The following is a 25,178-nucleotide window of genomic DNA, read 5'->3' on the forward strand; positions in this document are numbered from 1 at the left end:
GACGGTGAGGGCACGGTCTTCAGGAAGGTCTCACAAAACCCTGGCCACACGAGTGCTCACCCACCACCAGCCACCACGCCCAAGCCTACGAACCCGACCCGAACAAACCCCATTAGGCCACCATGACAGCGTTAGACGCCGTGAAGGCTCCCATCAGGGCACACGGCGGCTGAGTACGCCGCCGCCATCCAGGCCGCGACGACCGAGATCAGGTACACCCGGCGAAGCCGCGGAAAACGAGCCCGCAACCGCGGCACGAACTGCCGCGGACCGATGATCAGCGTCAGCCCGGCGGGCAGCGCGTGCACCATCAGGCTCGTGTAGTTGCCCACGATGGCCCGGTCGATCGGGACGGCGGAGCTTCCCATCAGGTACGGCGGCACGAAGTAGGCCGCCGTGGCGATCGCCAGCAGCGCCAGGAGTCCCGACAAGAACCACCACCTTGCCTGCGAAGGAACACCGAAGAATGCGGCGATCGCCGCGACGTACCCGGCCGGGGTGCACCTCGGCGGCCCGGCGCGGTGGACGTCGCCTATGACGTCCGGCCGTTGCCTCGGCTGGGGATCGCCCGGCAGACCAAGCCGGATACGGCGACTCCTTTCCGGCCCAGGCCGCTGGCGGTGGCTGACCGGGCGCGGTAGGAAGGGTCCGACCGACCCGAAGACGTGCCGGAGGCTTCCATGAAGAAGATCATCAACGATCCCGCGGCGGTGGTCGCGGAGTCGTTGCGCGGCCTCGCCCTGGCCCACGCCGACCTGCTGCGGGTCGAGGACGATCCGGCCGTGGTGGTGCGGACGGACGCGCCGACGGGCCGGGTCGCGGTGATCTCCGGCGGCGGTTCCGGGCACGAGCCGCTGCACGGCGGGTTCGTCGGCCCCGGCATGCTCGACGCCGCGGTGCCGGGCCCGGTCTTCACCTCGCCGACGCCGGACGCCGTGCAGGCGGGCATCACGGCGACCACCGGGGACGCGGGCGCGCTGCTGATCGTCAAGAACTACACCGGCGACGTGCTCAACTTCGAGACCGCCGCCGAACTGGCCGCGGCAGACGGCCTTGACGTGCGCAGCGTGGTCATCGACGACGACGTCGCGGTCAAGGACTCGACGTACACCGCGGGCCGCCGAGGGGTCGGCGGGACAGTCCTGCTGGAGAAGATCGCCGGTGCGGCCGCGGCCCGCGGCGACTCGCTCGATGCGGTGGAAGCGTTGGCACGCAAGGTGATCGGCCAGGTCCGGTCGATCGGCGTCGCGCTCACCCCGCCGACCGTGCCGCACGCGGGCACGCCCAGTTTCGAGTTGGCCGACGACGAGATCGAGTTCGGCATCGGCATCCACGGCGAGCCCGGCCGTGAGCGCCTCAAGGCCGAGCCCGCCGACGCGTTGGTCGCGAGAATGGTCGAGGCCGTCGTCAGTGATCTGCCGTTCGCCGAGGGCGACCGGGTGCTGTTGTTCACCAACTCGATGGGCGGCACCCCGCTGGTCGAGCTGTACCTGGCGCACGGGATCGCCGAGCGACTGCTGGCCGAGCATGGGATCGTGGTCGAACGCCGGCTGGTCGGGCCGTACATCACCAGCCTCGAAATGCAGGGGATGAGCCTGACCTTGCTGAAGATCGACGACGAGCTGACCGAGCTGTGGGACGCGCCGGTGCGCACGCCCGCGCTGCGATGGGGGAGCTGACATGGGTTGCACGGCAGAAGGCTTGGCCACGGCGCTGCGAGCCGCGGCCGGGGTGGTCGCCGAACACCGGGCGGAGCTGATCGAGCTCGACCGGGCCATCGGCGACGCCGACCACGGCGAGAACCTCCACCGCGGGTTCACCGCGATCCTGGCGGCGCTCGACGCGGGCACGCCCGCGACACCGGGAGCGGTCGCGAAACTGGCCGCCACGACGTTGATCTCGAAGGTCGGCGGCGCGGCCGGGCCCTTGTACGGCACCGCTTTCCTGCGGGCCGCCACCAAGATCGGTGACGCCGGGGAACTGGACGTCCCGTTGCTCGTCGAGGCGCTGAAGGCGGCGCTCGAGGGCGTGCAGGCGCGCGGCAAGGCCGTCGAGGGGGACGCGACGATGGTCGACGCCCTGCTCCCGGCGGTCGCCGCCGCCGAAGCCGCCGCTGACGGCGGCGCCGATCCGGCCGCGGTGCTCACCGCTGCCGCCGACGCCGCTGACAAGGGCGCCGAGTCCACAGTGGACCTCGTGGCGCGTAAGGGTCGCGCGTCCTACCTGGGAGAACGAGCAGTCGGACATCTCGACCCCGGCGCGCGTTCGACCGCCCTGCTGCTCCGCGCGTTCGCCGAGGCCGCCCGGTGAGCGTCGGAATCGTGCTGGTCTCGCACAGCGCCCGGCTCGCCGAAGGCCTGGCCGAACTGGCCGCGCAGATGGCCCCGGATGTCACCATCCTGCCCGCCGGCGGTCTCGCCGACGGCAGCATCGGCACCGACTACGACGAGGTCGTCGCCGCCACCCAGCGCGCGGATTCCGGCTCCGGCGTCGTCCTGCTCTACGACCTCGGCAGCGCGCAGATGACCGCGGATCTCGCGGTCGAGTCCCTGTCGAACCCGTCTTCGGCGCTGGTCGTGGACGCGCCGCTGGTGGAGGGCGCCGTCGCGGCCGCGGTGGCCGCGCAGGGCGGAGCCGATCGCCAGGCCGTCGCGGCGGCGGCCGCCGAGGCCGGTATGCCACCCGATCTGATGCCCGTGCTGGAGCCCGCGGCAGACACCTCGGCGGTGGAACTGACCCTGACCAACGACGTCGGATTGCACGCGAGGCCAGCTGCCTTGCTGGTCCGCAGTGTCGCCGGGCTCGACGCCGAGGTCACCGTCCGGCTCGGCGAGCAGGAGGCGGACGCGCACAGCGTGCTCGCGCTGATGTCACTCGGCGCGAGGCAGGGCGACCGGGTCGAGATTCGGGCGAAGGGGCCGCAGGCGGCCGACGCGCTGGCGAAGGTCAAGGAGCTGGTGGAAGGCGACTTCGGGGAGTGAGAATCGCTCGGTGGGCGCCATCGGCGGCCGTCGCGCTGGTGCTGCGTGGCGGTGCCCCGCCAGCGGGCGGCCCGGTGGCTCAGGACGTGTGGCCCCGGGTGACCTGCGCCCTTCTGACTCGATTCGGAGGGTGACGAACTCTGCCGACCAGGCCCCGGCATGGCAGTATCGGGGAAATTACCAGCGAGTAACCTCCGGAGGCCGGTTGTGGCACGGGCAATCTCGAGTGTGGGCGTCATCGGTCTCGGCACCATGGGTGCGGGCATCGCGGAGGTGCTCGCGCGCAGCGGGCTCGATGTGGTCGCCGTGGAGATCGACGACCAGGCCGTCACCCGGGGACGCGGTCATCTCGACCACTCCACCGAGCGCGCGCTGGCGGGCGGCAAGCTCGACGCCGCCGAGCGGGCGGCCCTGCTCGGCCGGATCCGCTACTCGACCTCGCTCCAGGAACTGTCCGATGTGGACCTGGTGATCGAGGCCATCCCGGAAAGTCTCGAGGCGAAGGCCGACGTCTTCCGCGAACTGGACAAGATCACCCGGCCTGACACCGTGTTCATCTCCAACACCTCGTCGCTGTCGATCACCGAGATCAGCGTGCACACCGCCCGGCCGGGCAAGGTCGTCGGGATGCATTTCTTCAACCCCGCGCCCGTGCTGAAGCTGGTCGAGATCGTGCGCACCGTGGTCACCGAACCCGAGGTCGTCACCGACGTCGTCGCGTTCGCCGAGCGGCTCGGCAAGACGCCCGTGGTGATCGGCGACCGGGCGGGCTTCATCGCCAACGCCCTGCTGTTCGGCTACCTCAACCACGCGGTGCGCATGTACGAGCAGCGCTACGCGACGCGTGAGGACCTTGACGCCGCGATGCGCTACGGCTGCGGCTACCCGATGGGTCCACTGGCGCTGCTCGATCTGATCGGGCTGGATACGGCCTACGAGATCCTGGATACGATGTACCACCAGTCGCGCAACCGGCTGCACGCCCCGGCACCGCTGCTCAAGCAGATGATCACCGCGGGCCTGCTCGGCCGTAAGACCGGCCGCGGCTTCTACACCTACGACGCGCCGGACTCGCCCACCGTGGTGGCGGACGGCCTCACCCCGGCGTCCACTGTGGACTCGGGCGGCGCGCGCAAAGTGTGGAAGGTCGGCGTCGTCGGCACCGGCACGATGGCCACCGGCATCGTGGAGGTGTTCGCCAAGCGCGGGTACGACGTCGTGCTGCGCGCCCGCAGCGCGGAGAAGGCCGCGGCCTCGGTCGCGCGGGTGAAGAAGTCTCTGGACAAGGCTGTCGTGCGCGGCAAACTGTCCGAAGAGGACGCGACGGCCGCGCTGGCCCGCATCTCACCGGCGGTGGACTTCGAGGAGCTCGCCGACGTCGACCTGGTCGTCGAGGCCGTGGCCGAGGAACTCGCGGTGAAGCAAGCGGTGTTCGCCGCGCTCGACGACGTGGTCAAACCCGGCGCGATCCTGGCGACGACGACCTCGTCCCTGCCGGTCATCGAGTGCGCGGCGGCGACGTCCCGCCCGTCCGACGTGGTCGGCCTGCACTTCTTCAACCCGGCCCCGGTGATGAAACTGGTCGAGATCGTCTCGACGATCGCCACCGCCCCGGACGTCATCGCCACCGCGACCGCGGTGTGCGCGGCCGTCGGCAAGCAGCCGGTGCACTGCGGCGACCGGGCGGGCTTCATCGTCAACGCGCTGCTGTTCCCGTACCTCAACGACGCGGTCAAGATGCTGGAGGCCCACTACGCGGCCGCCGACGACATCGACACCGCGATGAAGGTCGGCTGCGGCCTCCCGATGGGCCCGTTCGAACTCCTCGACGTCGTCGGCCTCGACGTCTCACTGGCGATCCAGCGCACCCTGTTCAACGAGTTCCGCGAGGAGGGCTTCGCCCCCGCCCCGCTCCTTGAGCACCTCGTCACCGCCGGCCGTCTCGGCCGCAAGACCGGCAAGGGCTTCAAGGACTACTCCGTCTCCTGATCGGCGGCAGCAAAGGTCCCCCGCTCCAGTGCTGGAAGACGAGGTTCGTGTGTACGCGGGCGACCTCGTCGCGGGCCGTGAGCTCGTCGAGGACCAGGCGCTGCAGCTCCGAAGCCGAGCTGGTCGCGACGTGGGCGAGGAAGTCGTCGGGGCCGGTCAGGTGGTAGACCGAGCGGACCTCCGGCTGGGCCAGCAGGTGCTCGATGAACGGGTCGACCAGCGGGCGGCGGTGGGGGCGGACCTGGACGAACAGGAAGGCCTCCAGCGGGCGGCCGAGTTTCGCCGCGTCGACCTGCGCGTGCTGGCCGGTGATGACGCCGGTTTCGCGCAGGCGGGCCACTCGGTCGAGGCAGGTCGAGGGGGCGATGCCGACGGTGGCGGCCAGGTCCTTGTTCGAGATCCGGGCGTCGTTCTGCAGGACGCGGAGAATCTCGAGATCGGCCGAACTGAGTGCGACAGTGTCCGTCATGGCCGAATTATATCCGAGGATATTGCGTCGGTGCCGTGCAAGGAACGAACATCGAGGCATGACTTCCGCGCTGCGCACCCGAGCTGTCCACGCCGGCCGTGACGATCTCACGGACCTCGGCGTCCATGCCGTGCCGCTCGACCTGTCCACGACCTACCCGTCGCGCGACAGTGCCGAAGAGGCCGCCCGCATCGACCGGTTCGCCGCCACCGGCGCCGTCCCCGGCCTGCCGATCTACGGCCGCGTCGGCAACCCGACCGTCGAGCGGTTCGAGCAGGCGCTCGCCGAGCTGGAGGGCTTCGAGCACGCTGTCGCCTTCGCCAGCGGCATGGCCGCCGTGACGGCTTGCCTGCTCGCCTCGGTCGCGCAGGGCAAGCGGCACGTCGTGGCCGTGCGCCCGGTTTACGGCTGCACCGACCACATTCTCAGCTCCGGCCTGCTCGGCACCGAGGTCACCTGGGCCGCGCCGGACGCCGTCGGCGCGGCGCTGCGGCCGGACACCGGGCTCGTGCTCGTCGAGACCCCCGCCAACCCGACGCTGAGCGAGGTCGACATCGCGGCGCTCGCCGAAGCGTGCGGCGAAGTTCCGCTGCTGGTCGACAACACCTTCGCGACGCCGGTGCTGCAGCGGCCCGGCAAACACGGCGCGCGGCTCGTGCTGCACAGCGCCACCAAGTTTCTCGGCGGGCACGGTGACGTGATGGGCGGGGTCGTGGCCTGCGGTGCCGAGGACGCCGGGCGGCTGCGGCAGATCCGTTTCGCCACCGGCGGGGTGCTGCACCCGCTCGCCGGATATCTGTTGCTGCGCGGGCTTTCCACGCTGCCGCTGCGCGTCAACGCCGCCTCGGCCACCGCCGCCGAACTCGTCGAACGCCTGAGGTCGCACCCGGCCGTGCGCGCGGTGCACTATCCGGGCATCGGTGGTCCGCTCGTCGCGTTCGAGGTCGAGGGTGACCCGCACGCGCTGATCGGCGCCGTCCGCCTGATCACGCCCGCGGTGAGCCTCGGCAGCGTCGACACGCTCATCCAGCACCCGGCTTCGATCAGTCACCGGATCGTGGACGAGGGGGACCGTCACGACTCCGGGGTCACCGACAAGCTGATCCGGATGTCGGTTGGGCTCGAAGACGTCGAGGACCTGTGGCACGACCTCGAGCAGGCGCTCAAGACCTGCTGAGGCTCAGCCGCAGCAGCCGCCACCGCAGCACCCGCCGCCACCGGCCGGGGCGGACGGTCCCGCCGCCGCCCCGGTCAGCGCGACCGTGGTCAGCAGTTTGACGGTGTCGGTGTGGCCGTCCGGGCAGGGGGCGGGCGCGCCGGACTCGCTCATCGGCCGCAGGAGTTCGAAGGTCCCGGTGCATTCACGGCAGCGGTAGGCGTAAGTCGGCATGAAACGAATTATGACGAGCCCGCGCCCGGGTGGGAAGCTGGGACCTGTGGATCTTCCCGTGCTCGCCGACGTTCCGCACCTCGGCCAAGTCGTCCCGTCCGTCCTCTCCGCGCTGGGCGCGAGCGAGTTCGCGAACTCGCTCGCGGTGCCCGAAACGAGCAAGGCGTGCGTGCTGCTCATCGACGGTCTCGGCTGGGAGCTGCTCGCCGCCCACGCCGAAGACGCCCCCGTGCTGACCGAGCTGGCGAAGTGCCCGCTGCGGGTCGGGTTCCCGGCGACCACCGCGGCCGGGGTCGCGGCGATCGGCACCGGGCTGGCTTCGGGCGAGCACGGCATGGTCGGCTACACCTTCGAAATGCCGGGCACGGGCGTGCTCAACGCCCTGCGCTGGTGCAGTCACGTCGACGGCGGCGACCTGCGCGGTGCACTCCCGCCGCGTGAGGTCCAGCCGCTGCCCACCACTTTCGAGCGCGCGACCGCGGCCGGGATCGAGACGAGTGTGGTGTCCTCGGCGCAGTTCGCCAACACCGCGCTCACCCGCGCGACGCAGACAGGTGCCCGGTACGTCGGGGTCCACGCGCTCGGCGACCTGGCCGCCCTTGCGTTGCGCGCGCTCGACGGTGCGCCCGCGTTTTGTTATGCCTACCACAGCGAACTCGACATGATGGGCCATCTGTACGGGCCGGGTTCGCTGCCGTGGCGGATGCAGCTGAGGCACGTGGACCGGCTCGTTGAGTCCATTGTGGACGGCCTGCCCGCCGGGGCGCTGCTGGCCGTCGTCGCCGACCACGGGATGGTCGACGTCGACGGGGTGCTCGACATCGACGAGACGCCCGAGTTGGCGGCGGGCGTGCGCGCGATCGGCGGGGAGGTCCGGGCCCGGCACGTCTACACCGAGGCCGGGGCCGCGGCGGACGTGCTCACGGCCTGGCGCGAGGTCCTCGGTGACCGGGCGTGGGTCCTTTCGCGCGACGAAGCCGCCGAAGCGGGTTGGTTCGGGCCGGTCAGCGACCGTGTCCGGCCGAGGATCGGGGACGTGGTCGCCGCCGCGACCGGCCGGTTCGGCATGGTCAGGGAGCTCGCCGAGGCGGTCGAATCCTCGCTCAAGGGCCACCACGGCTCACTCACCACGGCCGAGCAGCTGGTCCCGCTGGTGCTCGCGCGCGGCTGAACCCCAGCTCAGCCGGGCTTGGTCGCGGAGAATTTCACGCGCCGCTTCGGTTCGTGGTCGACCTCGACTCCGGTGAACCCGGCCGTCGCGAGCCTGCCGGGCAGCGTCGACGCGTCGAGCACGTTCATCGTGTCGCCGATGTGGAGCAGCCGGAAGCGAAAGCTCAGCTGGCTGTCGGTCGCGAAGAACAGCCCGCCTGGCCGCAGGACGCGGTGGGCCTCGGCGAAGATCGCGTCCTGCCGGGCGACGGTCGGCACGTGGTGCAGCATCGTGAAGCAGACGACCGACGAGAACGTGCCGTCCTCGAAGGGCAGCGCCGCGCCGTCGCCCTGCCTGATCGTCGCCCGGTCGCCGAACTCCTTGTGCAGCAACGCCGTCGACGCCTCGTCGATCTCCACGGCGGTGAGCTTCGGGACGAGGTCGACGAGCACCCGGGTGGTCGCGCCGAAGCCAGGGCCGATCTCGAGCACGGACTCGCCCAGCTCCTGGCCGTTCAGCGCCTCGGGCAGGACCGAGGCGACCTGGCTGGCCCATTTCTCCGAGCTGCACAGCTTGCGGTGTACGTGATTCATCGGCATGCCAGGAACGCTAGGCCGGGCACCTGATGGCGGATAGGCGATAGGCTGCCAGATCGTGTCGCGATACAGACTTCCGGCTTCGGACCGGAGCGTGCTCTTCGGCGAGTTCGAGATGTCCGCGGGGACCTGGTACGCGTCCCACGACCACGACCGTCACCAGCTGGTGTGGGCGGCGCGCGGGATCGTCGCGGTCGGCATCGGCGACGAGTACTGGGTGCTTCCGCCGACCCGCGCGCTCTGGGTGCCCGCGGGCGTCGGCCATCGCACCGGCGCGCCTTCGCGGGCGCGGATGCTCGGGATCTACGCCGAACCGGGCAGCTGCCCGGTGAGCTGGCCGGGTCCACGGCTGGTGGCCGTCCGGCCGGTGCTGCGCGAACTGCTGGAGTACCTCGCGGGCGAGGGCATCACCGACGACGCCCGGCGGCGGGCCGAGGCCGTCGCGTTCGACCTGCTCCAGCCGATCGAGGTAGTGCCCATCACGGTGCCGCTCCCGGCGGACGAGCGGGCGCGGGTGGTGGCCCGCGTGCTGCTCGCCGACCCGGCGGACCCGCGGGGGCTGGCCGAGTTCGGGCGGCTCGCCGGGGCCGCGGAACGGACGTTGGCCCGGCTCTTCCTCAGCGAGTGCCAGGTGACCTTCGGCGTCTGGCGCACGCAGGTGCGCCTCCGAGCTTCGCTACCCCTGCTCGCCGAGGGCATGCCGCTGACGGCGGTGTCGCGGCGCGTGGGCTACTCGTCGCCCAGCGCGTTCGTGGCCGCGTTCCGGCGAGCCGTCGGTATTCCGCCCGGGGCCTACTTCGGGTCCTGAGCCCCACTCCGCGCTACGGTTTTCGTTGTGCCCAGACGTAACCGCCCCGAACGGGGGAACCAGGACGCCCCCGGAGTGGGAGCCGCGACGGGCTGGGCGCGCGCCGAAACCGCCCAGGACGGCGAGTGGCTCGTCCGGACCGTGCCGGGCTCGCAGGCGACGAAGTCCTACCGCTGCCCCGGCTGCGATCACGAGATCCGCCCCGGCACGCCGCACCTCGTGGTGTGGCCCGCCGACGAGACCGGCTCGATCGACGACCGGCGCCACTGGCACCGGCCCTGCTGGGACGCCAGGGCCCGGCGCAAGCCCACCCGCCGCCGCTAGCGCCGGTAGTTCCGGACAAGGGCGTTCTCGTACCGGCTCTCCGTGTAACCGGTGAACCCGAGCCGCTCGGCGACCTTCAGCGACGGGAGATTGGTGACGTTGACGCTGATCAGCACCGGGAGCTCCGGCAGCTCCCGCTCCGCCCATTCGACGGCTGCGGCGGCCGCCTCGGTGGTGTAGCCGTTGCCCCAGGTCGACGGCTGGAAACGGTAGGCCAGGTTGAGCATTTGCTCGTCCTCGAACTCGTGATGCCGCACCCCGGCTATCCCGGCGATCTCGTCGCTTCCGATCTCGCTGACCGCGAAGTAGCCGAAGCCGTGCTCCGACCAGTGCTGGAACCACCTTTCGACGTCCGCGGCCGCCTTCTCCGGCGTCGGCTTGACCGCGTTGAACGTGTTCGTCCGCGGGTTGTGCTGGAGGGCGACCAGCGCTTGACGGTCTTCTTCCCGGGGCCGCCGCAGGAGCAGCCGTTCGGTCTTGATCTCTGTCAGCACCCTCCGAAGGTAGCTCCGGGCACCGACAGAATCAGCCGAAATAACGCGAGAGGGCTTCTCGCGCCTCACCGAGTCGATGCGGATAGCGCTGCGCGATGAGGTAGCGCCAGGGCACCTCGAACAGGTTCCGCAGCCGCGTGAACGGCTCCAGCGAGGCCACTGTCACCCGGCCGGGGTAACTCACCAGCACGTCCGGACCGGCCTGTTTGACGAAGGCCCCCAGGTCCCAGCCGAGCGGGCCCCGCCAGGCATCCTCGAAATCGAGCCAGCACGGTCCAGCCTCGGTGGCCACGACGTTGCCGGGATGGGCGTCCCCGTGCAGCGCCTGCGCCGGTTCGTCCGGCAGCTCCGCGGCGATGCGGACGGCTTCGGCGCGCAGCTCGCCCGCCGCGCCGTCCATGGTGTGCCCGTGCAGGTCGAGCATCCGGTGGACGTCGTCCAGCGGCCCGTGTTCCGGGAGTTCGCCGGGATACTCACGCAGGGCTTCGTGCACCCGGGCGAGTGATGCCGCTATGTCGGCGATGGGCAACTCGCCGCCGGGGCCGTGCGGGGTGTAGTGCCAGAGAGTGACCGGAAGGCCCTGGGCGAAGTGCGGCCCGGCCGGGGGATCCGTGGTCGGTGAGACGACGGGCACATCACACTCGGTGAGGTACCTCGAAAGAGCGACGTCCAGGGCCAGCCACGGGGTCGGATCCGGCCGCAGCAGCAGCGTGGTCGCGGGCACCCGAGCCACCACCGAACCCAGTCTCACCAGCACGTTCGACCGCTCGTGCAGGATCTCCGGGGCCTTTGTGGACACCCCGTGCGCGCGGGCCACCTCCAGCGCCGCGGCGAGTGCGGAGACGGTGTAGACGTCAGCCATGGCGCGATCTTGCCAGCCGGTGCGCGCGACGCGGAGTAGTGAGGGCTACGATCCTCCTAGCCGTCAGGTCGGACTCGAGTTCTCGCGAGCCGGCAGGCGGCGGAACCATGACCACCACAAGGTTTGAGTGTTGGAGGCAGGAGTGACGGCCGTAGCCCCCAAGCCGATCGCGACGCGCCCGTACCCCGCGCGCGAGACGGTTAAGGGTTCGTACCTGCTGCGGTTGTTCCGCACGACGGACCATAAGCAAATCGGCATCATGTACCTCGTGACGTCGTTCGCCTTCTTCATGGCGGGCGGAGCGATGGCGATGCTGATCCGTACGGAGCTCGCGCGGCCTGGACAGCAGTTCCTGTCCCAGGAGCAGTACAACCAGTTGTTCACCATGCACGGCACGATCATGCTGCTGCTGTACGCGACGCCGATTTTGTTCGGCTTCGCGAACTTCATCCTCCCGCTGCAGATCGGTTCGCCCGACGTCGCCTTCCCGCGGCTGAACGCGTTCTCGTACTGGCTCTACCTCTTCGGCGGCCTGATCGTCCTGTCCGGCTTCCTGACCCCGGGTGGTGCCGCCGACTTCGGCTGGTTCGCCTACACCCCGCTGTCGGACGCGATCCATTCGCCGGGCGTCGGCGCGGACCTGTGGATCTCCGGCCTGGTCGTGTCCGGTCTCGGCACCATCCTCGGTGGCGTCAACATGATCACCACGGTGATCTGCCTGCGCGCGCCGGGTATGACGATGTACCGGATGCCCATCTTCACCTGGAACATCCTGGTCACCAGCATCCTGATCCTGCTGGCGTTCCCGATCCTGACCGCGGCCCTGATGGGGCTGCTGGCGGATCGACATCTGGGGGCGCACGTTTTCGATCCGGAAAACGGCGGGGTGATCCTCTGGCAACACTTGTTCTGGTTCTTCGGCCATCCAGAGGTCTATATCGTGGCGCTGCCCTTCTTCGGGATCGTGTCTGAGATCTTCCCGGTCTTCAGCCGCAAACCGATTTTCGGCTACAAGGGCCTGGTCTGGGCGACGCTGGCGATCGCGGCCCTGTCCGTCGCGGTGTGGGCACACCACATGTACGCGACCGGCGCCGTTCTGTTGCCCTTCTTCTCCTTCATGACCTTCCTGATCGCGGTCCCGACGGGCGTCAAGTTCTTCAACTGGATCGGCACGATGTGGAAGGGCCAGCTGTCCTTCGAGACGCCGATGATCTTCTCGATGGGCTTCATCGTCACCTTCCTCTTCGGCGGGCTGACCGGGGTGCTCCTCGCGGCGCCGGCGATCGACTTCCACGTGTCGGACTCGTACTTCGTCGTCGCGCACTTCCACTACGTGCTCTACGGCACGATCGTGTTCGCCACCTTCGCCGGGATCTACTTCTGGTTCCCGAAGATCACCGGCCGCATGATGGACGAGAAGCTCGGCAAGTGGCACTTCTGGACCACGTTCATCGGCTTCCACGGCACGTTCCTGGTGCAGCACTGGCTCGGCGCCGAGGGCATGCCCCGCCGGTACGCGGACTACCTGACCAGTGACGGCTTCACCACGTTGAACACGATCTCGACGATCGGTGCCTACATCCTGGGCGCGTCGACGCTGCCGTTCATCTGGAACGTCTTCAAGAGCTACCGCTACGGCGAGATCGTCACGGTCGACGACCCGTGGGGCTACGGCAACTCCCTCGAATGGGCGACGTCGTGCCCGCCGCCGCGGCACAACTTCACCGAGCTGCCCCGGATCCGTTCGGAGCGCCCGGCGTTCGAGCTGCACTACCCGCATATGGTCGAGCGCCTCCACTCCGAAGGCGAGATCGGCTTCTTCGGCAAGCCGAGGCTGGGGCACGGCAAGGCTCCTTCGCAGGTGCTGACCGACGCCGTCATGCCGGGTGACCACAGCAAGGACAACGGGAGCGAGCAGTAGATCTCCCAGGATTCACGGCGCGTGCCCTTCCTCCTCGCGAGGCCGGGCACGCGCCTTTTTTCTGTGTACACCGGCACCACGACTTCAGGGGAAGAGCCCAGTGACCCAGACTCCTGTCCTCATCACGATCACCGGCCCTGACAAGCCGGGCGTCTCGTCGGTCGCCTTCGCCGTGCTCACCCGGCACGACGTCGACGTGCTCGACGTCGAGCAGGTGGTCATCCGCGGGCGGCTGATCCTCGGGGTGCTCGCCGGGGTGTACCGCGATCCCGAGGGGCTGCAGGAGACGGTCGAGCAGGCGATGGCCTCGGTCGGCATGCAGGTCGACGTGCGGATCGGCTCGGCGATCGGCGAGGACCCGTTCGCGCTGGGCCGCCGCGACTCCACACACGTCCTGGTCATGCTCGGCCGCCCGGTGACAGCGCGGGCCTTCTCCGAGGTCGCCCGCAGGCTCGCCGCCCTGGAGGTCAACATCGACTCGATCCGCAGCCTCGCCGACTACCCGGTGACCGGGCTCGAGCTGTTCGTGTCCTCGGCCGAGGACACCGTCGAGTCCGACGCCGCGCTCCGGCTGGCACTGTCCGCGGCCGCGTCCGACGTCGGGGTCGACATCTCCGTCGAGCGGGCAGGGCTCGCCCGCCGCGCGAAGCGGCTGGTGGTCTTCGACGTCGACTCGACGCTGGTGCAGGGCGAGGTCATCGAGATGCTCGGCGCGCACGCCGGGGTCGAGCCGGAAGTCCGGGAGATCACCGAGGCCGCCATGCGCGGCGAGCTCAACTTCTCCGAGTCGCTGGAACGCCGGGTCGCGCTGCTGGCGGGCCTGCCCGAGACGGTGCTCGACGAGGTCGCGGTCACGCTGGAGCTCACGCCCGGCGCCCGCACCACGGTCCGCACGCTGAAGCGGCTGGGGTTCCGCTGCGGGGTCGTCTCCGGCGGGTTCACCCGGGTCATCGACCACCTGGTGGAGGACCTGGGCCTCGACTTCGCCGCGGCGAACGAGCTGGAGGTCGTCGACGGGAAGCTCACCGGCCGGGTGGTCGGCGAAATCGTCGATCGCGCAGGCAAGGCGACAGCGCTTCGCCGCTTCGCCGGGGAGTACGGGATCCCGCTGGCCCAGTGTGTCGCGGTGGGTGACGGCGCCAACGACATCGACATGCTGGCCGCCGCGGGTATGGGAGTGGCGTTCAACGCCAAGCCCGCGCTGCGCGAGGTCGCCGACACGGCGCTTTCGCATCCGTACCTCGACGCCGTGCTGTTCATGCTCGGCATCACCCGCGCCGAGGTCGACGCCGCCGACGCGGCCGACGGGCTCGAACTGCTCCGCCCATGAACCAGCTGCTCGAACTGCTGACCGCGCGATACGCGTACTGGCTGGGCCTGGCCGATGAGGACACGGCCGACACCGCCGGCGAGCTGCCGGAGGAGGTCCGGGCGATGCCGGTGATCCTGCACATCGAGCGGGCGGACCCGCCCGGCCGGACCCCGCTGCTGGAAGCCGCGGCCGCGGCGGCGCTGGCGGTCTGCCTTGACGACCGCGCCCGGCCGGGCAGTGAATGGCACGAGCCGTTGTACGACTGGATCGACGGCCGGATCCGCAAGGTCGCCCGGCGCGCCCGCGGCGCGCACTGGGCGGGGGTGCAGGAGTTGCCGGGCATCACCGTCGAGATCGACGGCGCCGAGGCGCGGGCACTGGTGCCCGGCCGCGTGGTGGACGCGCCCAAGGAGGTCTCACGGCTGCAGATCTCCGGGAGTGAGCTGCCGGCGGACGAGCCGGGCCCGATCCCGGACGGTGTCCCGCTGCTGCTGCTCAACCCCGAGGTGTCGATGACCGTCGGCAAGGCGGCCGCGCAGGTCGGCCATGCGACGATGATCCTGGCTTCCCTGCTTGAGGAAGCCCCGCTGGCGCGCTGGGCGGCGAACGGCTACCGCGTCGCTGTGCGGACTCCGGCGGTCGCGAGGTGGAAGGCGTTGTCCCCGGGCGAAGATCGGGCGGGAGCCTGGCGTCGCGACGGCGTCGTCGAGGTCCGCGACGCCGGATTCACCGAGGTCGACCCCGGCACGGTCACGGTTCTCGGCCAGTGGACCGCGGAACAACGTCTGGGCTGACCGGGTTCTGCCGGTAGCTGCTTTGTCGAGGCTGGGAGAGTGCGATGGCTTTGGAAGTGCGCCGCGACGGCGAGCACCGGTTCGTCGGCCGCAACGAACGCGGTGCCGAGGTCCACCTGGGGCGCACGGGGGCGGCGGGCGCATTCTCACCCGCCGAACTCCTGCAGATCGCCGCCGCGGGCTGCGCCGCCATAACCGCCGAGGAGCTCATCACCCGACGCATCGGCAACGACTCAACATTCCGTGTAGCCGTCTCAGCCGACCGCCGCGACGGCGCCCAAGAACTCGACGCCATCCACCTAGCCTTCGACCTGGACATCTCCGCCCTGGCCACCCCCCAGCGCGAAGCCCTCGCAAAAGCGGTCGACCGCGCCATAACCCGCCTCTGCACAGTAAGCCGCACCCTAAAAAAGCCCACCCCAGTAACAGAAACCTTCCCCACCTAAAGCGCCCCAACAACCCAACCCAACAACCCAACCCAACAACCCAACCCCAGCTGTGGTCCGGCACCACAGCGTCTCCGCGAGCTTTGCGAGTGGAGACTTCACCGCCGCGCGCCCTCTTTCGCGGCCGCCAGGCCGCCCCAACTCGCGACGGTAGGTCGCCCCCCTCAAAGCAAAACCCGCACTTACGCTGGGAGTCGGGGCGACCTGGCGGCGCGAGTTTGTGAGCGCGCTGGCCAATAAACACAGGCTTCTAACCGCGCCTCAGGACGCAACCAAAACCCGCACTTACGCTGGGAGTCGGGGCGACCTGGCGGCGCGAGTTTGTGAGCGCGCTGGCCAATAAACACAGGCTTCTAACCGCACCCCACCACCCGCATGGCAGATCAAGAATTCGCCGGTGCGTCTTCCTTGCTCCAGACCACATACGCCTCGTCGGCGTCGGTGGTCATGGCTTCGACGAACTTGTCGTTGTCGAAGCCGGGAAGTGTCTGCAACCGCTCGATCAGGGCGTCGGCCGCGGGGTCGCCGCTGGGGATCGCGGTGCCTTTGCCGCCTTCTCCGGCGAGCATGAAGAAGACGTCTTCCTTCCACGGGCCCTCGGGGATCACTCTGACCACCACGGCGGACAGCTCGGCCCAGGTGACGGCCTCTTCGCTGCCGTCCGCGAGCTGGCGTCGCACCCCGGTGTCATCGACGCTGACCGTCCGGGAATGTGCGTTGGGCGAGTCCTGGGACAACCGGTTCTCCCTTGTCTATCCGTTCTGTCCACGGTACCGGGCGTAGCCGCGTACGCATGGATGGGGCTCAGGCCGGGGCGGCCGCGTCGAGTCTGCGTAGGGCGTCGCGTGCCACCTGGGGATCCATGGTGGGCCAGAATGGCGGCAGCGATGCGCGCAGGAAACCGCCGTAGCGGGCGTTGGCGAGGCGGGAATCGAGCACCGCGACGACGCCGCGATCGCTCACCGACCGGTGCAGGCGTCCAGTTCCCTGTGCGAGCAGCAGGGCCGCGTGCGTCGCCGCGACGGTCAGGAAACCGTTTCCACCCCTGGCCTCCACCGCCCGCTGGCGGGCCGAGGAGACGGGGTCGTCCGGGCGGGGGAATGGAATCCTGTCCACCACCACGAGCTGCAGGGACGGGCCGGGGACGTCCACGCCCTGCCAGAGGGTCAGCGTGCCGAACAGGCAGGTGCGCGGGTCGTCGGAGAACTTGCGCACCAGCAGCGAGGTCGAATCGTCACCCTGGCAAAGGATCGGGTGCTCCAGCCGCTCGCGCATCGCCTCGGCGGCTTGTTTCGCCGCGCGCATCGACGAGAACAGACCCAGGGTGCGCCCGCCCGCGGCCTCGATCAGCTCGGCCAGCTCGTCCATGGTGGATTTCGCGAGCCCGTCCCGGCCGGGCGGCGGGAGGTGCTTGGCCAGGTACAGGATCCCGTTGCGCTTGTGGTCGAACGGCGAGCCGACGTCGAGGCCGGTCCACTTGGGGCCGTCCTTGTCGTCGGTGTCCGCTGGCGGGGCTTTGTCGGTCGCGGTGCCCTCGGCCTTCACGACCTTCGCCTGGCCGGGCGGCAGGCCCCACTGCCGGGCCATCGTGTCGAAGTTGCCGCCCAGCGTCAGCGTCGCCGACGTGAGCACCGTGGTGTTGAGGTTGAACACGCGCTCGCGCAGCAGGCCTGCGACGCCCAGCGGGGCGACCTTGAGCGCGGGGGGCCGGGGGTTGTTGGAGAACTGGTCGTTCGCCAGCCAGACGACGTCACGCTGGTGCGCCTGGTCCTGGTCGAAGGCCTCCAGCAGGCGGACCGCGGTGTCGTGCACCTCGTCGAGCAGCGAGCGCGCCAGCTTGCGCGCGGTGGCGCCGTCGAGGTCCTCCTTGCGATCCGAGCCCAGTGCCTTGATGCAGTGGTGTGCCGCGTCGCGGATGGCGGGCAGCGCGCCGGTGAGCGGCCTCGGCAGCTCGTCCATCCGGCCCGAGGGCAGGTCGTCGAGCAGCAGGGCCAGGCCGTCACCGGATTCGAGCAGGCTGTCGGCTATGTCGGCGTCGATCAGCTTGCCGCAGCGCCTCGCGGCGACCGCGACCATCGCGCTGGTCAGCTCGCCGGTGGCGACGGAGGTGACCCTGTCGACCAGGTCGTGGGCCTCGTCGATGATCACCAGGTCGTGCTCGGGGAGGACCTGGTAACCCTGCAGGGCGTCGATGGCGAGCAGGGCGTGGTTCGTGACGACCACGTCCGCACGACCGGCCTCGGCACGGGCCTTCTCGGCGAAGCAGACCGTGCCGATGGGGCACTTGGCGACGCCGAGACATTCCCGCGCGGTCACGGAAACCTGACGCCAGGCCTGGTCGGTGACGCCGGGGACGAGCTCGTCGCGGTCGCCGGTCTCGGTGTCGGAGGACCATTCGCGCAGGCGCGTGACCTCCTTGCCCATCCGCGAGACGGCGAACGGGTCGAACAGCTGCTGGTCCTCGGGATCGTCGGGGGCGCCGGAGTCGAGCCGGTGCAGGCACAGGTAGTTGCGGCGGCCTTTGAGGATGGCGAAGGTCGGCGTGCGGCCCAGTGGCTTCTTCAGCGCCTTCGCGAGGCGGGGGAGGTCACGGTCGACGAGCTGGCGCTGGAGCGCGATCGTGGCGGTGGAGACCACGACCGTCTTCTCCTTCTCGACGGCGTGCCGGATCGCCGGGACCAGATAGGCGAGCGACTTGCCGGTGCCCGTCCCGGCCTGGACGGCGAGATGCTCGCCGGTGCGGATGGCGCGGCCCACGGCGTCCGCCATCTGGACCTGGCCCTCACGCTCGGCTCCGCCCACGGACTCCACCGCGTGGGTGAGGAGTTCGAGGACGCCGGGAAAATCTGCTCTGACAGGCACGGATGACACACTAGCCGCGCGGTCCGACAGTCCCGGGACCCGTTGTCCCTGAAGGCCACCATGACGGCGTTAAACGCTGTCGCGTGGGGGCGCCATCAAGGATGGCCTTCAGAGGCATTTAGGCGTCTTTGCGGAACTTGGTGACGACGGCCCAGACGGCGGGCAGGAGGCCTGCCGCGACGACGAGTTTCACGGCGTCGCCGATGAGGAACGGGGTGACGCCCTTGGCGAACGCGGTGCTGAAGTCGAAGCCCGCGGCGGCCATCAGCCAGGGGACGCCGAAGGCGTAGATGATGACATTGCCGAGGACCATCGTGCCCGCGGTCTTCAGCGGGGTGCGGTCGCCGCCGCGCCCGGCCAGCGCGCCGACGAGGGCACCGGCGAACACGAAACCCACGACGTACCCGGCGCTCGCGCCGGACAGGCCGGAGGTGCCGTGCTGGAACCAGGGCACGCCCAGCGCGCCGACCAGCAGGTACACGAGCATCGCGGTGCCGCCGCGACGCCAGCCGAGCGAGGCGCCGACCAGCAGGGCGGCGAACGTCTGCAGCGTCATCGGCACCGGGGTGCCGGGCACGGGGATCGCGATCTGCGCGGCCAGGCCGGTCAGCCCGGCGCCACCGGCGACCAGCGCGGCGTCGCGGACGAGGGTGCCGGGCACGAGGTCGGCGAGGACGAGCCGTCGACCGGCGAAGGACTGCGAAGACACGGGGACCTCCAATGAGCGCACGAATGTGAACCGAGGTTAACCGGGACGGAACGAATCTCAACCGACAAGTCGCGTTCCTCACCACAACCGGCAGATCCACTCGTCCGAGTGGTGTATCGGCGGCCCGGTCACGCTCGTCGTGGTGACTGCCGATGGAAACACGGACAGCTGCCAACCATCAGGAGGCCGGTGATGAGGAAATCCCGTAAGACACTGAGGCTGGCGCTGGTGACAGCGCTGACCGGCGCACTGGCCGCTGCCCCCGTCGCGGCGGTCGCCGACGCCGACACCTTCACCTCGACGGCGTCAGCCTCGGTCGGCAAGGTCGACGTGACGATCGGCAACGAGCACATCGTCACCGCCGAGCTGGCTCAGTGCGCCGTCGACGGCCTGCAGAGCGCCACCACGAGCGGCGGCGTGACCGGCGACATCGCGACCTTCGGCAACGGCTCGACGTCCTGCGGGCGCACCGACACGATCGCGACGGGCGAGTCCAGCGGTCGCCGCTTCGAGACCCAGGTCTTGCGGCGTTTCGGCGGCCCCGACCTCAAGATCCGCACGTTCGGCGCGAAGTGCAGCACCACCACGACAAGCGGCAGCGCGGCCTACATAGATCTGGGCCAGGTGACGGGTTTCACGGTCCCCACGACGATCCCCACCAACTACAAGATCACCATCCCCGGCGGCCCAGCCGGAACCCCGATGGCCACGGTGACGGTCAACGAGGTGGTAACCCCCGACCCAGCGGACGGCAGCCTCCTGACCACGGCGGCCCACCTGAAACTCTTCCCCAAGGGCGGCCCCGCGAAGGGCGACATCTACCTGGCCTCAGCCCGCTGCAACCCCTACGGCAAAACCCCAAGCCCCAGCCCCTGAAGGCCACCTTCACGGCGTAAAACGCCGTGAAGGTGGCCTTCAGGGACAGTCAAACCACTCGCGCCACCCGCCAAACCCCGCACATCACCGAACCCAAGACCGAGCGCTATCCCAACCGCCTCCAAGACGTGGCCACGCCTGGCCCGAACCCCAAGACTTCACGATAGGCGGAACCGCCAAGACGAAGCCGCACCAGCCACCGCCCCACCCAGACTCGCCCCCACCACGCACCACAAAAACCAACCCCAGCGTGGTCCCCAACCACAGCGTCTCCGCGAGCCCTGCGAGCGGAGACTTCACCGCCGCGCGCCCTCTTTCAGGCCCGCCAGGGCCTCCCAACTCGCGACGGCAGGTCGCCCCCCTAAAAACAAAGCCGCACTTACGCTGGAAGTCAGGGGCGACCTGGCGGCGCGAGTTTGTGAGCGCGCTGGCCAAAAAACACAGGCTTCTAGCCGCACCTCAGGACGCAACCAAAGACCCGCACCGCCGCTGGGTGCCAGGGGCGACCTGGCGGCGCGAGTTTGTAAGCGCGCTGGCCAAAAAACCAGACTCAAAACCGAGCCGCAACCCCGACAAACTCACTGGCCCGAGCGGCAAGCCCAGCCAGGCTCCCCCCGGCAAGAGCATCCCCGAGCAGCGGAGTAGCCGCGGCGACAGCAATAGCCCCAGCCCCCAGGTACCCCTCGACGTCGGCAAGGTGCACCCCGCCGGTGGGCACGAGCGGAACATCCGGCATCGGCGCCCGTACCGCCCGCAGGTACGCCACCCCACCCACCGCCGCCACGGGAAAAACCTTCACCGCGGCTGCGCCCAGCCGCCAAGCCTGATCGATCTCGGTCGGCGTGAGCGCACCACAGATCACCGGCAGTCCTCGCTCGTGCGCGCGCTCAAGCACCCCCGGGTTGACCGTGGGCGTAACCAGATAGGACGCCCCGGCATCAGCGGCGATGTCCACATCGGACGGTTCACGGACACTGCCCGCGCCGACCCAGACACCGTCGCCGAGCCCTTTGCGAATCGCGGCGATCGCCCCGGGCGCACCAGGGGTGGTCAGCGTCGCCTCGAGCAGGCGCACGCCTGCCGCGTGCAGGACCGTCGCCGCGTCGGTGAACCGGCTCGCGTCCGTGGCGCGCAGGATCGCGACCAGCCGGTGTCGCGCGAGGTCGTCCTGGAAGTCCTGCACGATCATGCGGCGGGGACCACGGCTGTGCCGGTGTAGGTCACCCCGGCCTCGTCGAAGTCCTTCAGCGTCGCGTCGACGGTCGGCTGCGAGCCGCCGACTGTGAGGTCCAGCAGGACCCGGACGGTGAAGCCCGCTTTCGCCGCGTCCAGCGCGGTGGCCCGGACGCAGAAGTCGGTCGCGATGCCGACGACCTCGACCTCGGTGACCTCGTGCTCGTGCAGCCAGGCCTCCAGTGTCTTGCCGTCGTCCGCGTTGCCCTCGAAGCCGGAGTACGCGGCCGTGTACTCGCCCTTCGAGAACACCGCGCCGATCGGGACGACGTCCAGCGCGGGGTGGAAGGACGCGCCGGGCGTCCCGGCCGCGCAGTGGCGCGGCCAGCTGGTGGTGAAGTCCGGCGTCTCGCTGAAGTGGTCGCCGGGGTCGACGTGGTAGTCGCGGGTGGCGACGACGTGGTCGTAGCCACCCGCGGCGGCCTGCTTCGAGATCGCCGCGGCCGCGGCCGCCCCGCCGGGCAGGCCGAGCGACCCGCCTTCACAGAAGTCGTTCTGCACGTCCACCACGATCAGGGCGGTCCCCATGGCAACTCTCCCTCTCAGAGAAACAACGTCGGAATGGCGGGGTCGCCGTGCGAGAGCTTGAGGCCCTCCCATGGCAGGCTCACCAGCGCACGGCGCAGGCGCTGCCGCGCGTCGTCCAGTGAAGGCAAATCATCCACGGTCCGCCCGGCGCGGACCAGGGGGATCTGCAGCGGCTCGTCGTGCTGGCCGGGTTCCGGCGCGTTGTCACCCGACCAGACGACCTCCTCGACGGCGGTGCCGGTGTCGCGGTGGCGGCGCAGCGCGGTCTTGCGGCCGCCGCGGGACTCCTTGTGCGCGCTCCGCTTGGCGACGGGCCTGCCGTCGACCTCGACGAGCTTGTAGACCATTCCCGCGGTCGGGGCACCCGATCCGGTGACGACCGAGGTGCCGACGCCGTACGCGTCGACCGGTTCGGCGCGCAGGGCCGCGATGGCGTGCTCGTCGAGGTCACCCGAAACGACGATCCGGGTGTCCTTCGCGCCGAGCGAGTCGAGCTGCTCGCGGGCCTTGCGGGCCAGCGGGCCGACGTCGCCGGAGTCGATGCGGATCGCGCCGAGCTCCGGCCCGGCCACGCGGACGGCGGTCTCGATGCCCGCGGTGATGTCGTAGGTGTCCACCAACAGGGTGGTGTCCGCGCCCATCTTGTCGACCTGCGCGCGGAACGCCTGCTCCTCGCTGTCGTGCAGCAGCATGAAGGCGTGCGCGACGGTCCCCCTGGTGGGGATGCCGTAGCGGCGCCCGGCCTCGAGGTTGGACGTCGTGGCGAACCCGGCGAGGTACGCCGAGCGCGCGGCGGCGACGGCCGCGTACTCGTGGGTGCGCCGCCCGCCCATCTCGATGATCGGCCTGCCATGCGCCGCGCTGGACATCCGGGCGGCGGCGGAGGCGATCGCGCTGTCGTGGTTGAGGATCGACAACGCCAGCGTCTCCAGCACCACGGCCTCGGCGAAACTGCCGGTCACGGTGAGGATCGGCGAGCCGGGGAAGTAGAGCTCGCCCTCGGCGTAGCCGTCCATGTCCCCGGAGAACTCGTAGTCGGCGAGCCAGGAAAGGGTGGCGTCGTCGACCACGGCGGTGCTCTCCAGCTGGGAGAGCTCCGCGTCGGTGAACCTGAAGTCCGCGATCGCGTCGAGCACGCGCGCGGTGCCGGCGACGACGCCGTAGCGCCGCCCGTCGGGCAGCCGTCGGGCGAAAACCTCGAACACGCAGGGCCGCTGGGCGGTCCCGTCGGCGAGCGCGCTGCCCAGCATGGTCAGCTCGTAGTGGTCTGTGAGCAGCGCCGTGCTGGCGCTCGTGCTCGACTCCGGGAAACCCATGGTGCCAGCCTATTCACCCACATGGCCGGACCTGCCAACCCATACCGGGTAGCTTCCGTGACACCATGGAGCGCATGTCCACGCCTGTCGCGTCCGAACAGACGCAGGTCGATCCTCTCGGGGTCGAGGTCACCGCCGAGGACAAGCCGTGGCGGACAGTCGTCTGGAACGACCCGGTCAACCTCATGTCCTACGTGACGTACGTGCTCCAGAAGCTGTTCGGTTACAGCCGGGACCACGCCACCAAGCTCATGCTCGACGTCCACAACAAGGGCAAGGCCATCGTGTCGTCCGGCTCGAAGGAAAAGGTGGAGATCGACGTGGCGAAGCTGCAGGCCGCTGGTCTCTGGGCGACGATGGAACAGCCCACGTGAGCCCCGACGCACATCCTCCCGAGGAGGCCTGGTCATGAAGGGCTGGAGCCGTAAGGGCGAATACATCTTCGCCGGTTTCGAGCAGCAGGAAGCAGCGGTGCTGCGCGGTCTGGTCAGCCAGCTCGAGGACATGCTGACCGCGCGCGCCGAAGAGGCCCCGCAGGACGAGTTGGCCGAGCTGACCGGCATTCGCACCGGCCCGACGGAGTCCCCGGACGACCCGGTGCTCTCGCGGCTGCTGCCGGACTTCCATCGGCTCGACCCGGACAACCCGACGCGCGAGGACCTCGATTCGGCCGCCGCGATGCGGTCGCTGCACGAGCCGGAGCTGCTCGACGCGAAGGTCGGTGTCGCCCAGCTCGTGCTGGGGACCCTCCCGCGCGACGGCGGCGAGGTCGAGCTGACCGAGGAGCAGGCCGACGCCTGGCTCGGCGCGCTCAACGACGTCCGGCTGGCGCTGGGCACCGCGCTGGACGTCACCGACGACATGCCCGACGAGCTGCCGGACGACGACCCGCGCTCGCCGCACCTCGGCGTCTACCACTGGCTGACCTGGGTGCAGGAGACACTGATCCAGGCGCTGGTCACTTCTTGAGCGGCCTCACTGACGTCCCGGGGGTGCTGGTCGGGCACCACGAGCGGCTCGGCGGTGGCTGGGCCACCGGGACGACGGTGGTGCTGGTGCCGGGGAGCGCGACGGGCGCGGTCGACCAGCGCGGCGGAGCGCCCGGCACCCGCGACACGAACCTGCTCGAGCCCGAGAACCTGGTGCAGCGGGTGAACGCGATCTGCCTGTCCGGCGGCAGCGCGTACGGCCTCGCGGCGGCCGACGGCGTGATGCGCTGGCTCGCGGAGCGGAACCTGGGCTTCCGGGTCGGGCCGGAGCCCTACGAGGTCGTGCCGATCGTGCCCTCCGCGGTGCTGTTCGACCTGCCCCGTGGCGCCTGGGGCAACCGTCCGGACGCCTCTTTCGGGTACGCGGCCTGTGAAGCGGCCACGAGTGGACAGGTCGCGCAGGGCGTCGCGCAGGGCGTCGCGCAGGGCGTCGCGCAGGGCACTGTGGGCGCGGGCGCCGGTGCGGCCGTCGGTTCACTCAAAGGGGGGATCGGTACGGCGAGTGAGGTGGTCGACGGGTTCACCGTCGGCGCGCTGGCCGCTGTCAACGCTTCCGGGCAGGCTGTCGATTTCACCACCGGCCGCCCGTTCGCGGCGGATCATGAGGTCGGCGGCGAGTTCGGCGTCCGCTGGCCGGACCGGTCCGCCGAGGTGCCGCCGATCACCACCGACCTGAACACCACCATCGGCGTGGTCGCGGTCGACGCGGCCCTGTCGAAGGCGGAGTGCCGGCGGCTGGCCGTCGCGGCGCAGGACGGCCTGGCCCGCTCGGTGCGTCCCTCCCACACGATGTTCGACGGCGACACGGTCTTCGCGCTCGCGACCGGCGCGCGTGAGTTGCCGGAAGAGAGCGGTTCGTTCGGCTCGCCGCAGCGCGCGGGCGCGCTGGACAAGCTCTGCTCGGCGGCCGCACGGGTCTTCGCCAGGGCGATGGTCCACGGCCTGCTGGCCGCCGAGACCGCGGGCGGCGTCACGGCCTATCGCGACGTCTGGCCGGAAGCGTTCTAGGAGGCTGCTGAATAATCGGCGTGTCTCCTTGAAATGGCATGCTGAGCTGGGAGAATAGTGTCATGCAGGGTGTGGAGCGGGCGGATCGGGAGTTTCTGGACGCGCGAGCACTGGTCGGTCA

At 70.2% G+C, this 25,178-nt stretch carries 28 protein-coding genes; 16 read left to right on the plus strand and 12 right to left on the minus strand.

The features are described 5' to 3' along the window. Window positions 1–131 precede the first annotated feature (131 nt). Window positions 132–431, minus strand: a complete 300-nt coding sequence (locus QMK34_RS39595; protein ID WP_326419940.1) for a hypothetical protein — start codon at window positions 429–431, stop codon at window positions 132–134. Between the two features lie 249 nt (window positions 432–680). Here QMK34_RS39595 and dhaK point away from each other — a divergent pair, with 249 nt between their 5' ends. From dhaK to QMK34_RS39615, 4 genes are all read left to right on the plus strand, one after another. After that, complete coding sequence (dhaK, locus tag QMK34_RS39600) at window positions 681–1,679, plus strand: dihydroxyacetone kinase subunit DhaK (protein WP_326419941.1); 999 nt, start codon at window positions 681–683, stop codon at window positions 1,677–1,679. A gap of 1 nt (window position 1,680) precedes the next feature. Further along, window positions 1,681–2,310 carry a dihydroxyacetone kinase subunit DhaL gene (gene dhaL / locus QMK34_RS39605; RefSeq protein ID WP_326419942.1) on the plus strand — a complete coding sequence of 210 codons (630 nt, stop codon included), beginning with the start codon at window positions 1,681–1,683 and terminating at the stop codon, window positions 2,308–2,310. Then, a complete protein-coding gene (gene dhaM / locus QMK34_RS39610; RefSeq protein WP_326419943.1) occupies window positions 2,307–2,981 on the plus strand; it encodes a dihydroxyacetone kinase phosphoryl donor subunit DhaM in 675 nt (224 codons plus the stop codon). The genes dhaL and dhaM overlap by 4 nt, the downstream gene beginning before the upstream one ends. Window positions 2,982–3,188: 207 nt before the next feature. Next, a complete protein-coding gene (locus QMK34_RS39615) occupies window positions 3,189–4,970 on the plus strand; it encodes a 3-hydroxyacyl-CoA dehydrogenase family protein (protein WP_326419944.1) in 1,782 nt (593 codons plus the stop codon). Here the strand turns inward: QMK34_RS39615 and QMK34_RS39620 are convergent. Next, the gene (locus tag QMK34_RS39620; protein ID WP_326419945.1) at window positions 4,948–5,439 is read right to left on the minus strand and encodes an Lrp/AsnC family transcriptional regulator; all 492 of its coding nucleotides are present in this window, start codon (window positions 5,437–5,439) and stop codon (window positions 4,948–4,950) included. The genes QMK34_RS39615 and QMK34_RS39620 overlap by 23 nt on opposite strands. Before the next feature lie 58 nt (window positions 5,440–5,497). On the opposite strand from QMK34_RS39620, the gene QMK34_RS39625 reads away from it, so the two are divergent. Then, window positions 5,498–6,616 carry a trans-sulfuration enzyme family protein gene (locus QMK34_RS39625; protein ID WP_326419946.1) on the plus strand — a complete coding sequence of 373 codons (1,119 nt, stop codon included), beginning with the start codon at window positions 5,498–5,500 and terminating at the stop codon, window positions 6,614–6,616. Window positions 6,617–6,619: 3 nt separating this feature from the next. Here the strand turns inward: QMK34_RS39625 and QMK34_RS39630 are convergent, their stop codons facing one another. Then, window positions 6,620–6,829 carry an FmdB family zinc ribbon protein gene (locus QMK34_RS39630; RefSeq protein WP_326419947.1) on the minus strand — a complete coding sequence of 70 codons (210 nt, stop codon included), beginning with the start codon at window positions 6,827–6,829 and terminating at the stop codon, window positions 6,620–6,622. A 46-nt stretch (window positions 6,830–6,875) separates the two neighbouring features. Here QMK34_RS39630 and QMK34_RS39635 point away from each other — a divergent pair, with 46 nt between their 5' ends. Next, the gene (locus QMK34_RS39635) at window positions 6,876–8,000 is read left to right on the plus strand and encodes an alkaline phosphatase family protein (protein WP_326419948.1); all 1,125 of its coding nucleotides are present in this window, start codon (window positions 6,876–6,878) and stop codon (window positions 7,998–8,000) included. Between the two features lie 8 nt (window positions 8,001–8,008). Here QMK34_RS39635 and QMK34_RS39640 read toward each other — a convergent pair whose 3' ends face one another. Beyond that, entirely contained in the window at window positions 8,009–8,578 is a 570-nt protein-coding gene (locus QMK34_RS39640; protein ID WP_326419949.1) for a class I SAM-dependent methyltransferase, read from the minus strand. A 112-nt stretch (window positions 8,579–8,690) separates the two neighbouring features. Here QMK34_RS39640 and QMK34_RS39645 point away from each other — a divergent pair, with 112 nt between their 5' ends. Together QMK34_RS39645 and QMK34_RS39650 are read left to right on the plus strand one after the other, a co-directional pair. Further along, window positions 8,691–9,383 (plus strand): AraC family transcriptional regulator, encoded by a 693-nt coding sequence (locus QMK34_RS39645; RefSeq protein WP_326419967.1) that lies wholly within the window; start codon window positions 8,691–8,693, stop codon window positions 9,381–9,383. Window positions 9,384–9,410: 27 nt separating this feature from the next. Then, window positions 9,411–9,707 carry a hypothetical protein gene (locus tag QMK34_RS39650; protein WP_326419950.1) on the plus strand — a complete coding sequence of 99 codons (297 nt, stop codon included), beginning with the start codon at window positions 9,411–9,413 and terminating at the stop codon, window positions 9,705–9,707. Here QMK34_RS39650 and QMK34_RS39655 read toward each other — a convergent pair. Together QMK34_RS39655 and QMK34_RS39660 are read right to left on the minus strand one after the other, a co-directional pair. Further along, window positions 9,704–10,201, minus strand: a complete 498-nt coding sequence (locus tag QMK34_RS39655; RefSeq protein WP_326419951.1) for a GNAT family N-acetyltransferase — start codon at window positions 10,199–10,201, stop codon at window positions 9,704–9,706. The genes QMK34_RS39650 and QMK34_RS39655 overlap by 4 nt on opposite strands. A 31-nt stretch (window positions 10,202–10,232) precedes the next feature. Further along, window positions 10,233–11,063, minus strand: coding sequence for an aminoglycoside phosphotransferase family protein (locus QMK34_RS39660; RefSeq protein ID WP_326419952.1), 831 nt, complete (start codon window positions 11,061–11,063; stop codon window positions 10,233–10,235). A 142-nt stretch (window positions 11,064–11,205) separates the two neighbouring features. Between QMK34_RS39660 and ctaD the strand changes: the two genes are divergently transcribed. The 4 genes from ctaD to QMK34_RS39680 all read left to right on the plus strand — a co-directional run bounded on the left by ctaD (window position 11,206) and on the right by QMK34_RS39680 (window position 15,536). Then, entirely contained in the window at window positions 11,206–12,984 is a 1,779-nt protein-coding gene (gene ctaD, locus QMK34_RS39665) for an aa3-type cytochrome oxidase subunit I (RefSeq protein WP_326419953.1), read from the plus strand. A 100-nt stretch (window positions 12,985–13,084) separates the two neighbouring features. Next, entirely contained in the window at window positions 13,085–14,314 is a 1,230-nt protein-coding gene (serB, locus tag QMK34_RS39670; protein WP_326419954.1) for a phosphoserine phosphatase SerB, read from the plus strand. Continuing rightward, the gene (locus QMK34_RS39675; protein WP_326419955.1) at window positions 14,311–15,090 is read left to right on the plus strand and encodes a peptidyl-tRNA hydrolase; all 780 of its coding nucleotides are present in this window, start codon (window positions 14,311–14,313) and stop codon (window positions 15,088–15,090) included. The genes serB and QMK34_RS39675 overlap by 4 nt, the downstream gene beginning before the upstream one ends. 44 nt (window positions 15,091–15,134) lie before the next feature. After that, window positions 15,135–15,536: an OsmC family protein gene (locus QMK34_RS39680; protein WP_326419956.1), complete on the plus strand. Its 402-nt coding sequence runs from the start codon at window positions 15,135–15,137 to the stop codon at window positions 15,534–15,536. A gap of 383 nt (window positions 15,537–15,919) precedes the next feature. Here the strand turns inward: QMK34_RS39680 and QMK34_RS39685 are convergent, their stop codons facing one another. The 3 genes from QMK34_RS39685 to QMK34_RS39695 form a co-directional block, all read right to left on the minus strand. After that, entirely contained in the window at window positions 15,920–16,273 is a 354-nt protein-coding gene (locus QMK34_RS39685; RefSeq protein ID WP_326419957.1) for a hypothetical protein, read from the minus strand. A 67-nt stretch (window positions 16,274–16,340) separates the two neighbouring features. Then, window positions 16,341–18,398, minus strand: a complete 2,058-nt coding sequence (locus QMK34_RS39690; protein ID WP_326419958.1) for an ATP-dependent DNA helicase — start codon at window positions 18,396–18,398, stop codon at window positions 16,341–16,343. A gap of 118 nt (window positions 18,399–18,516) precedes the next feature. After that, window positions 18,517–19,107: a biotin transporter BioY gene (locus tag QMK34_RS39695; RefSeq protein WP_326419959.1), complete on the minus strand. Its 591-nt coding sequence runs from the start codon at window positions 19,105–19,107 to the stop codon at window positions 18,517–18,519. Between the two features lie 192 nt (window positions 19,108–19,299). Between QMK34_RS39695 and QMK34_RS39700 the strand changes: the two genes are divergently transcribed. Further along, window positions 19,300–19,983 (plus strand): choice-of-anchor P family protein, encoded by a 684-nt coding sequence (locus QMK34_RS39700; protein ID WP_326419960.1) that lies wholly within the window; start codon window positions 19,300–19,302, stop codon window positions 19,981–19,983. A 550-nt stretch (window positions 19,984–20,533) separates the two neighbouring features. On the opposite strand, the gene QMK34_RS39705 is transcribed toward QMK34_RS39700, so the two are convergent. Genes QMK34_RS39705 through QMK34_RS39715 form a run of 3 tightly spaced genes read right to left on the minus strand, consistent with a single transcriptional unit; the run spans window position 20,534 to window position 23,060 of the window. Further along, entirely contained in the window at window positions 20,534–21,172 is a 639-nt protein-coding gene (locus tag QMK34_RS39705) for a bifunctional 4-hydroxy-2-oxoglutarate aldolase/2-dehydro-3-deoxy-phosphogluconate aldolase (RefSeq protein ID WP_326419961.1), read from the minus strand. After that, on the minus strand, window positions 21,169–21,744 hold the full coding sequence (locus QMK34_RS39710; protein ID WP_326419962.1) for an isochorismatase family protein: 576 nt from the start codon (window positions 21,742–21,744) through the stop codon (window positions 21,169–21,171). Before QMK34_RS39710 ends, QMK34_RS39705 begins: the two co-directional genes overlap by 4 nt. Before the next feature lie 14 nt (window positions 21,745–21,758). Continuing rightward, on the minus strand, window positions 21,759–23,060 hold the full coding sequence (locus QMK34_RS39715) for a nicotinate phosphoribosyltransferase (RefSeq protein WP_326419963.1): 1,302 nt from the start codon (window positions 23,058–23,060) through the stop codon (window positions 21,759–21,761). A gap of 74 nt (window positions 23,061–23,134) precedes the next feature. Between QMK34_RS39715 and clpS the strand changes: the two genes are divergently transcribed. Genes clpS through QMK34_RS39730 form a run of 3 tightly spaced genes read left to right on the plus strand, consistent with a single transcriptional unit; the run spans window position 23,135 to window position 25,057 of the window. Then, the gene (gene clpS / locus QMK34_RS39720) at window positions 23,135–23,434 is read left to right on the plus strand and encodes an ATP-dependent Clp protease adapter ClpS (RefSeq protein WP_326419964.1); all 300 of its coding nucleotides are present in this window, start codon (window positions 23,135–23,137) and stop codon (window positions 23,432–23,434) included. A 34-nt stretch (window positions 23,435–23,468) separates the two neighbouring features. Then, the gene (locus tag QMK34_RS39725) at window positions 23,469–24,029 is read left to right on the plus strand and encodes a DUF2017 domain-containing protein (protein WP_326419965.1); all 561 of its coding nucleotides are present in this window, start codon (window positions 23,469–23,471) and stop codon (window positions 24,027–24,029) included. Beyond that, a complete protein-coding gene (locus QMK34_RS39730) occupies window positions 24,026–25,057 on the plus strand; it encodes a P1 family peptidase (RefSeq protein ID WP_326419966.1) in 1,032 nt (343 codons plus the stop codon). The genes QMK34_RS39725 and QMK34_RS39730 overlap by 4 nt, the downstream gene beginning before the upstream one ends. The last annotated feature ends 121 nt before the right edge of the window (window positions 25,058–25,178 follow it).

It is taken from the genome of Amycolatopsis sp. H20-H5, from assembly GCF_035828755.1.
In the GTDB taxonomy this organism is placed as follows: domain Bacteria; phylum Actinomycetota; class Actinomycetes; order Mycobacteriales; family Pseudonocardiaceae; genus Amycolatopsis.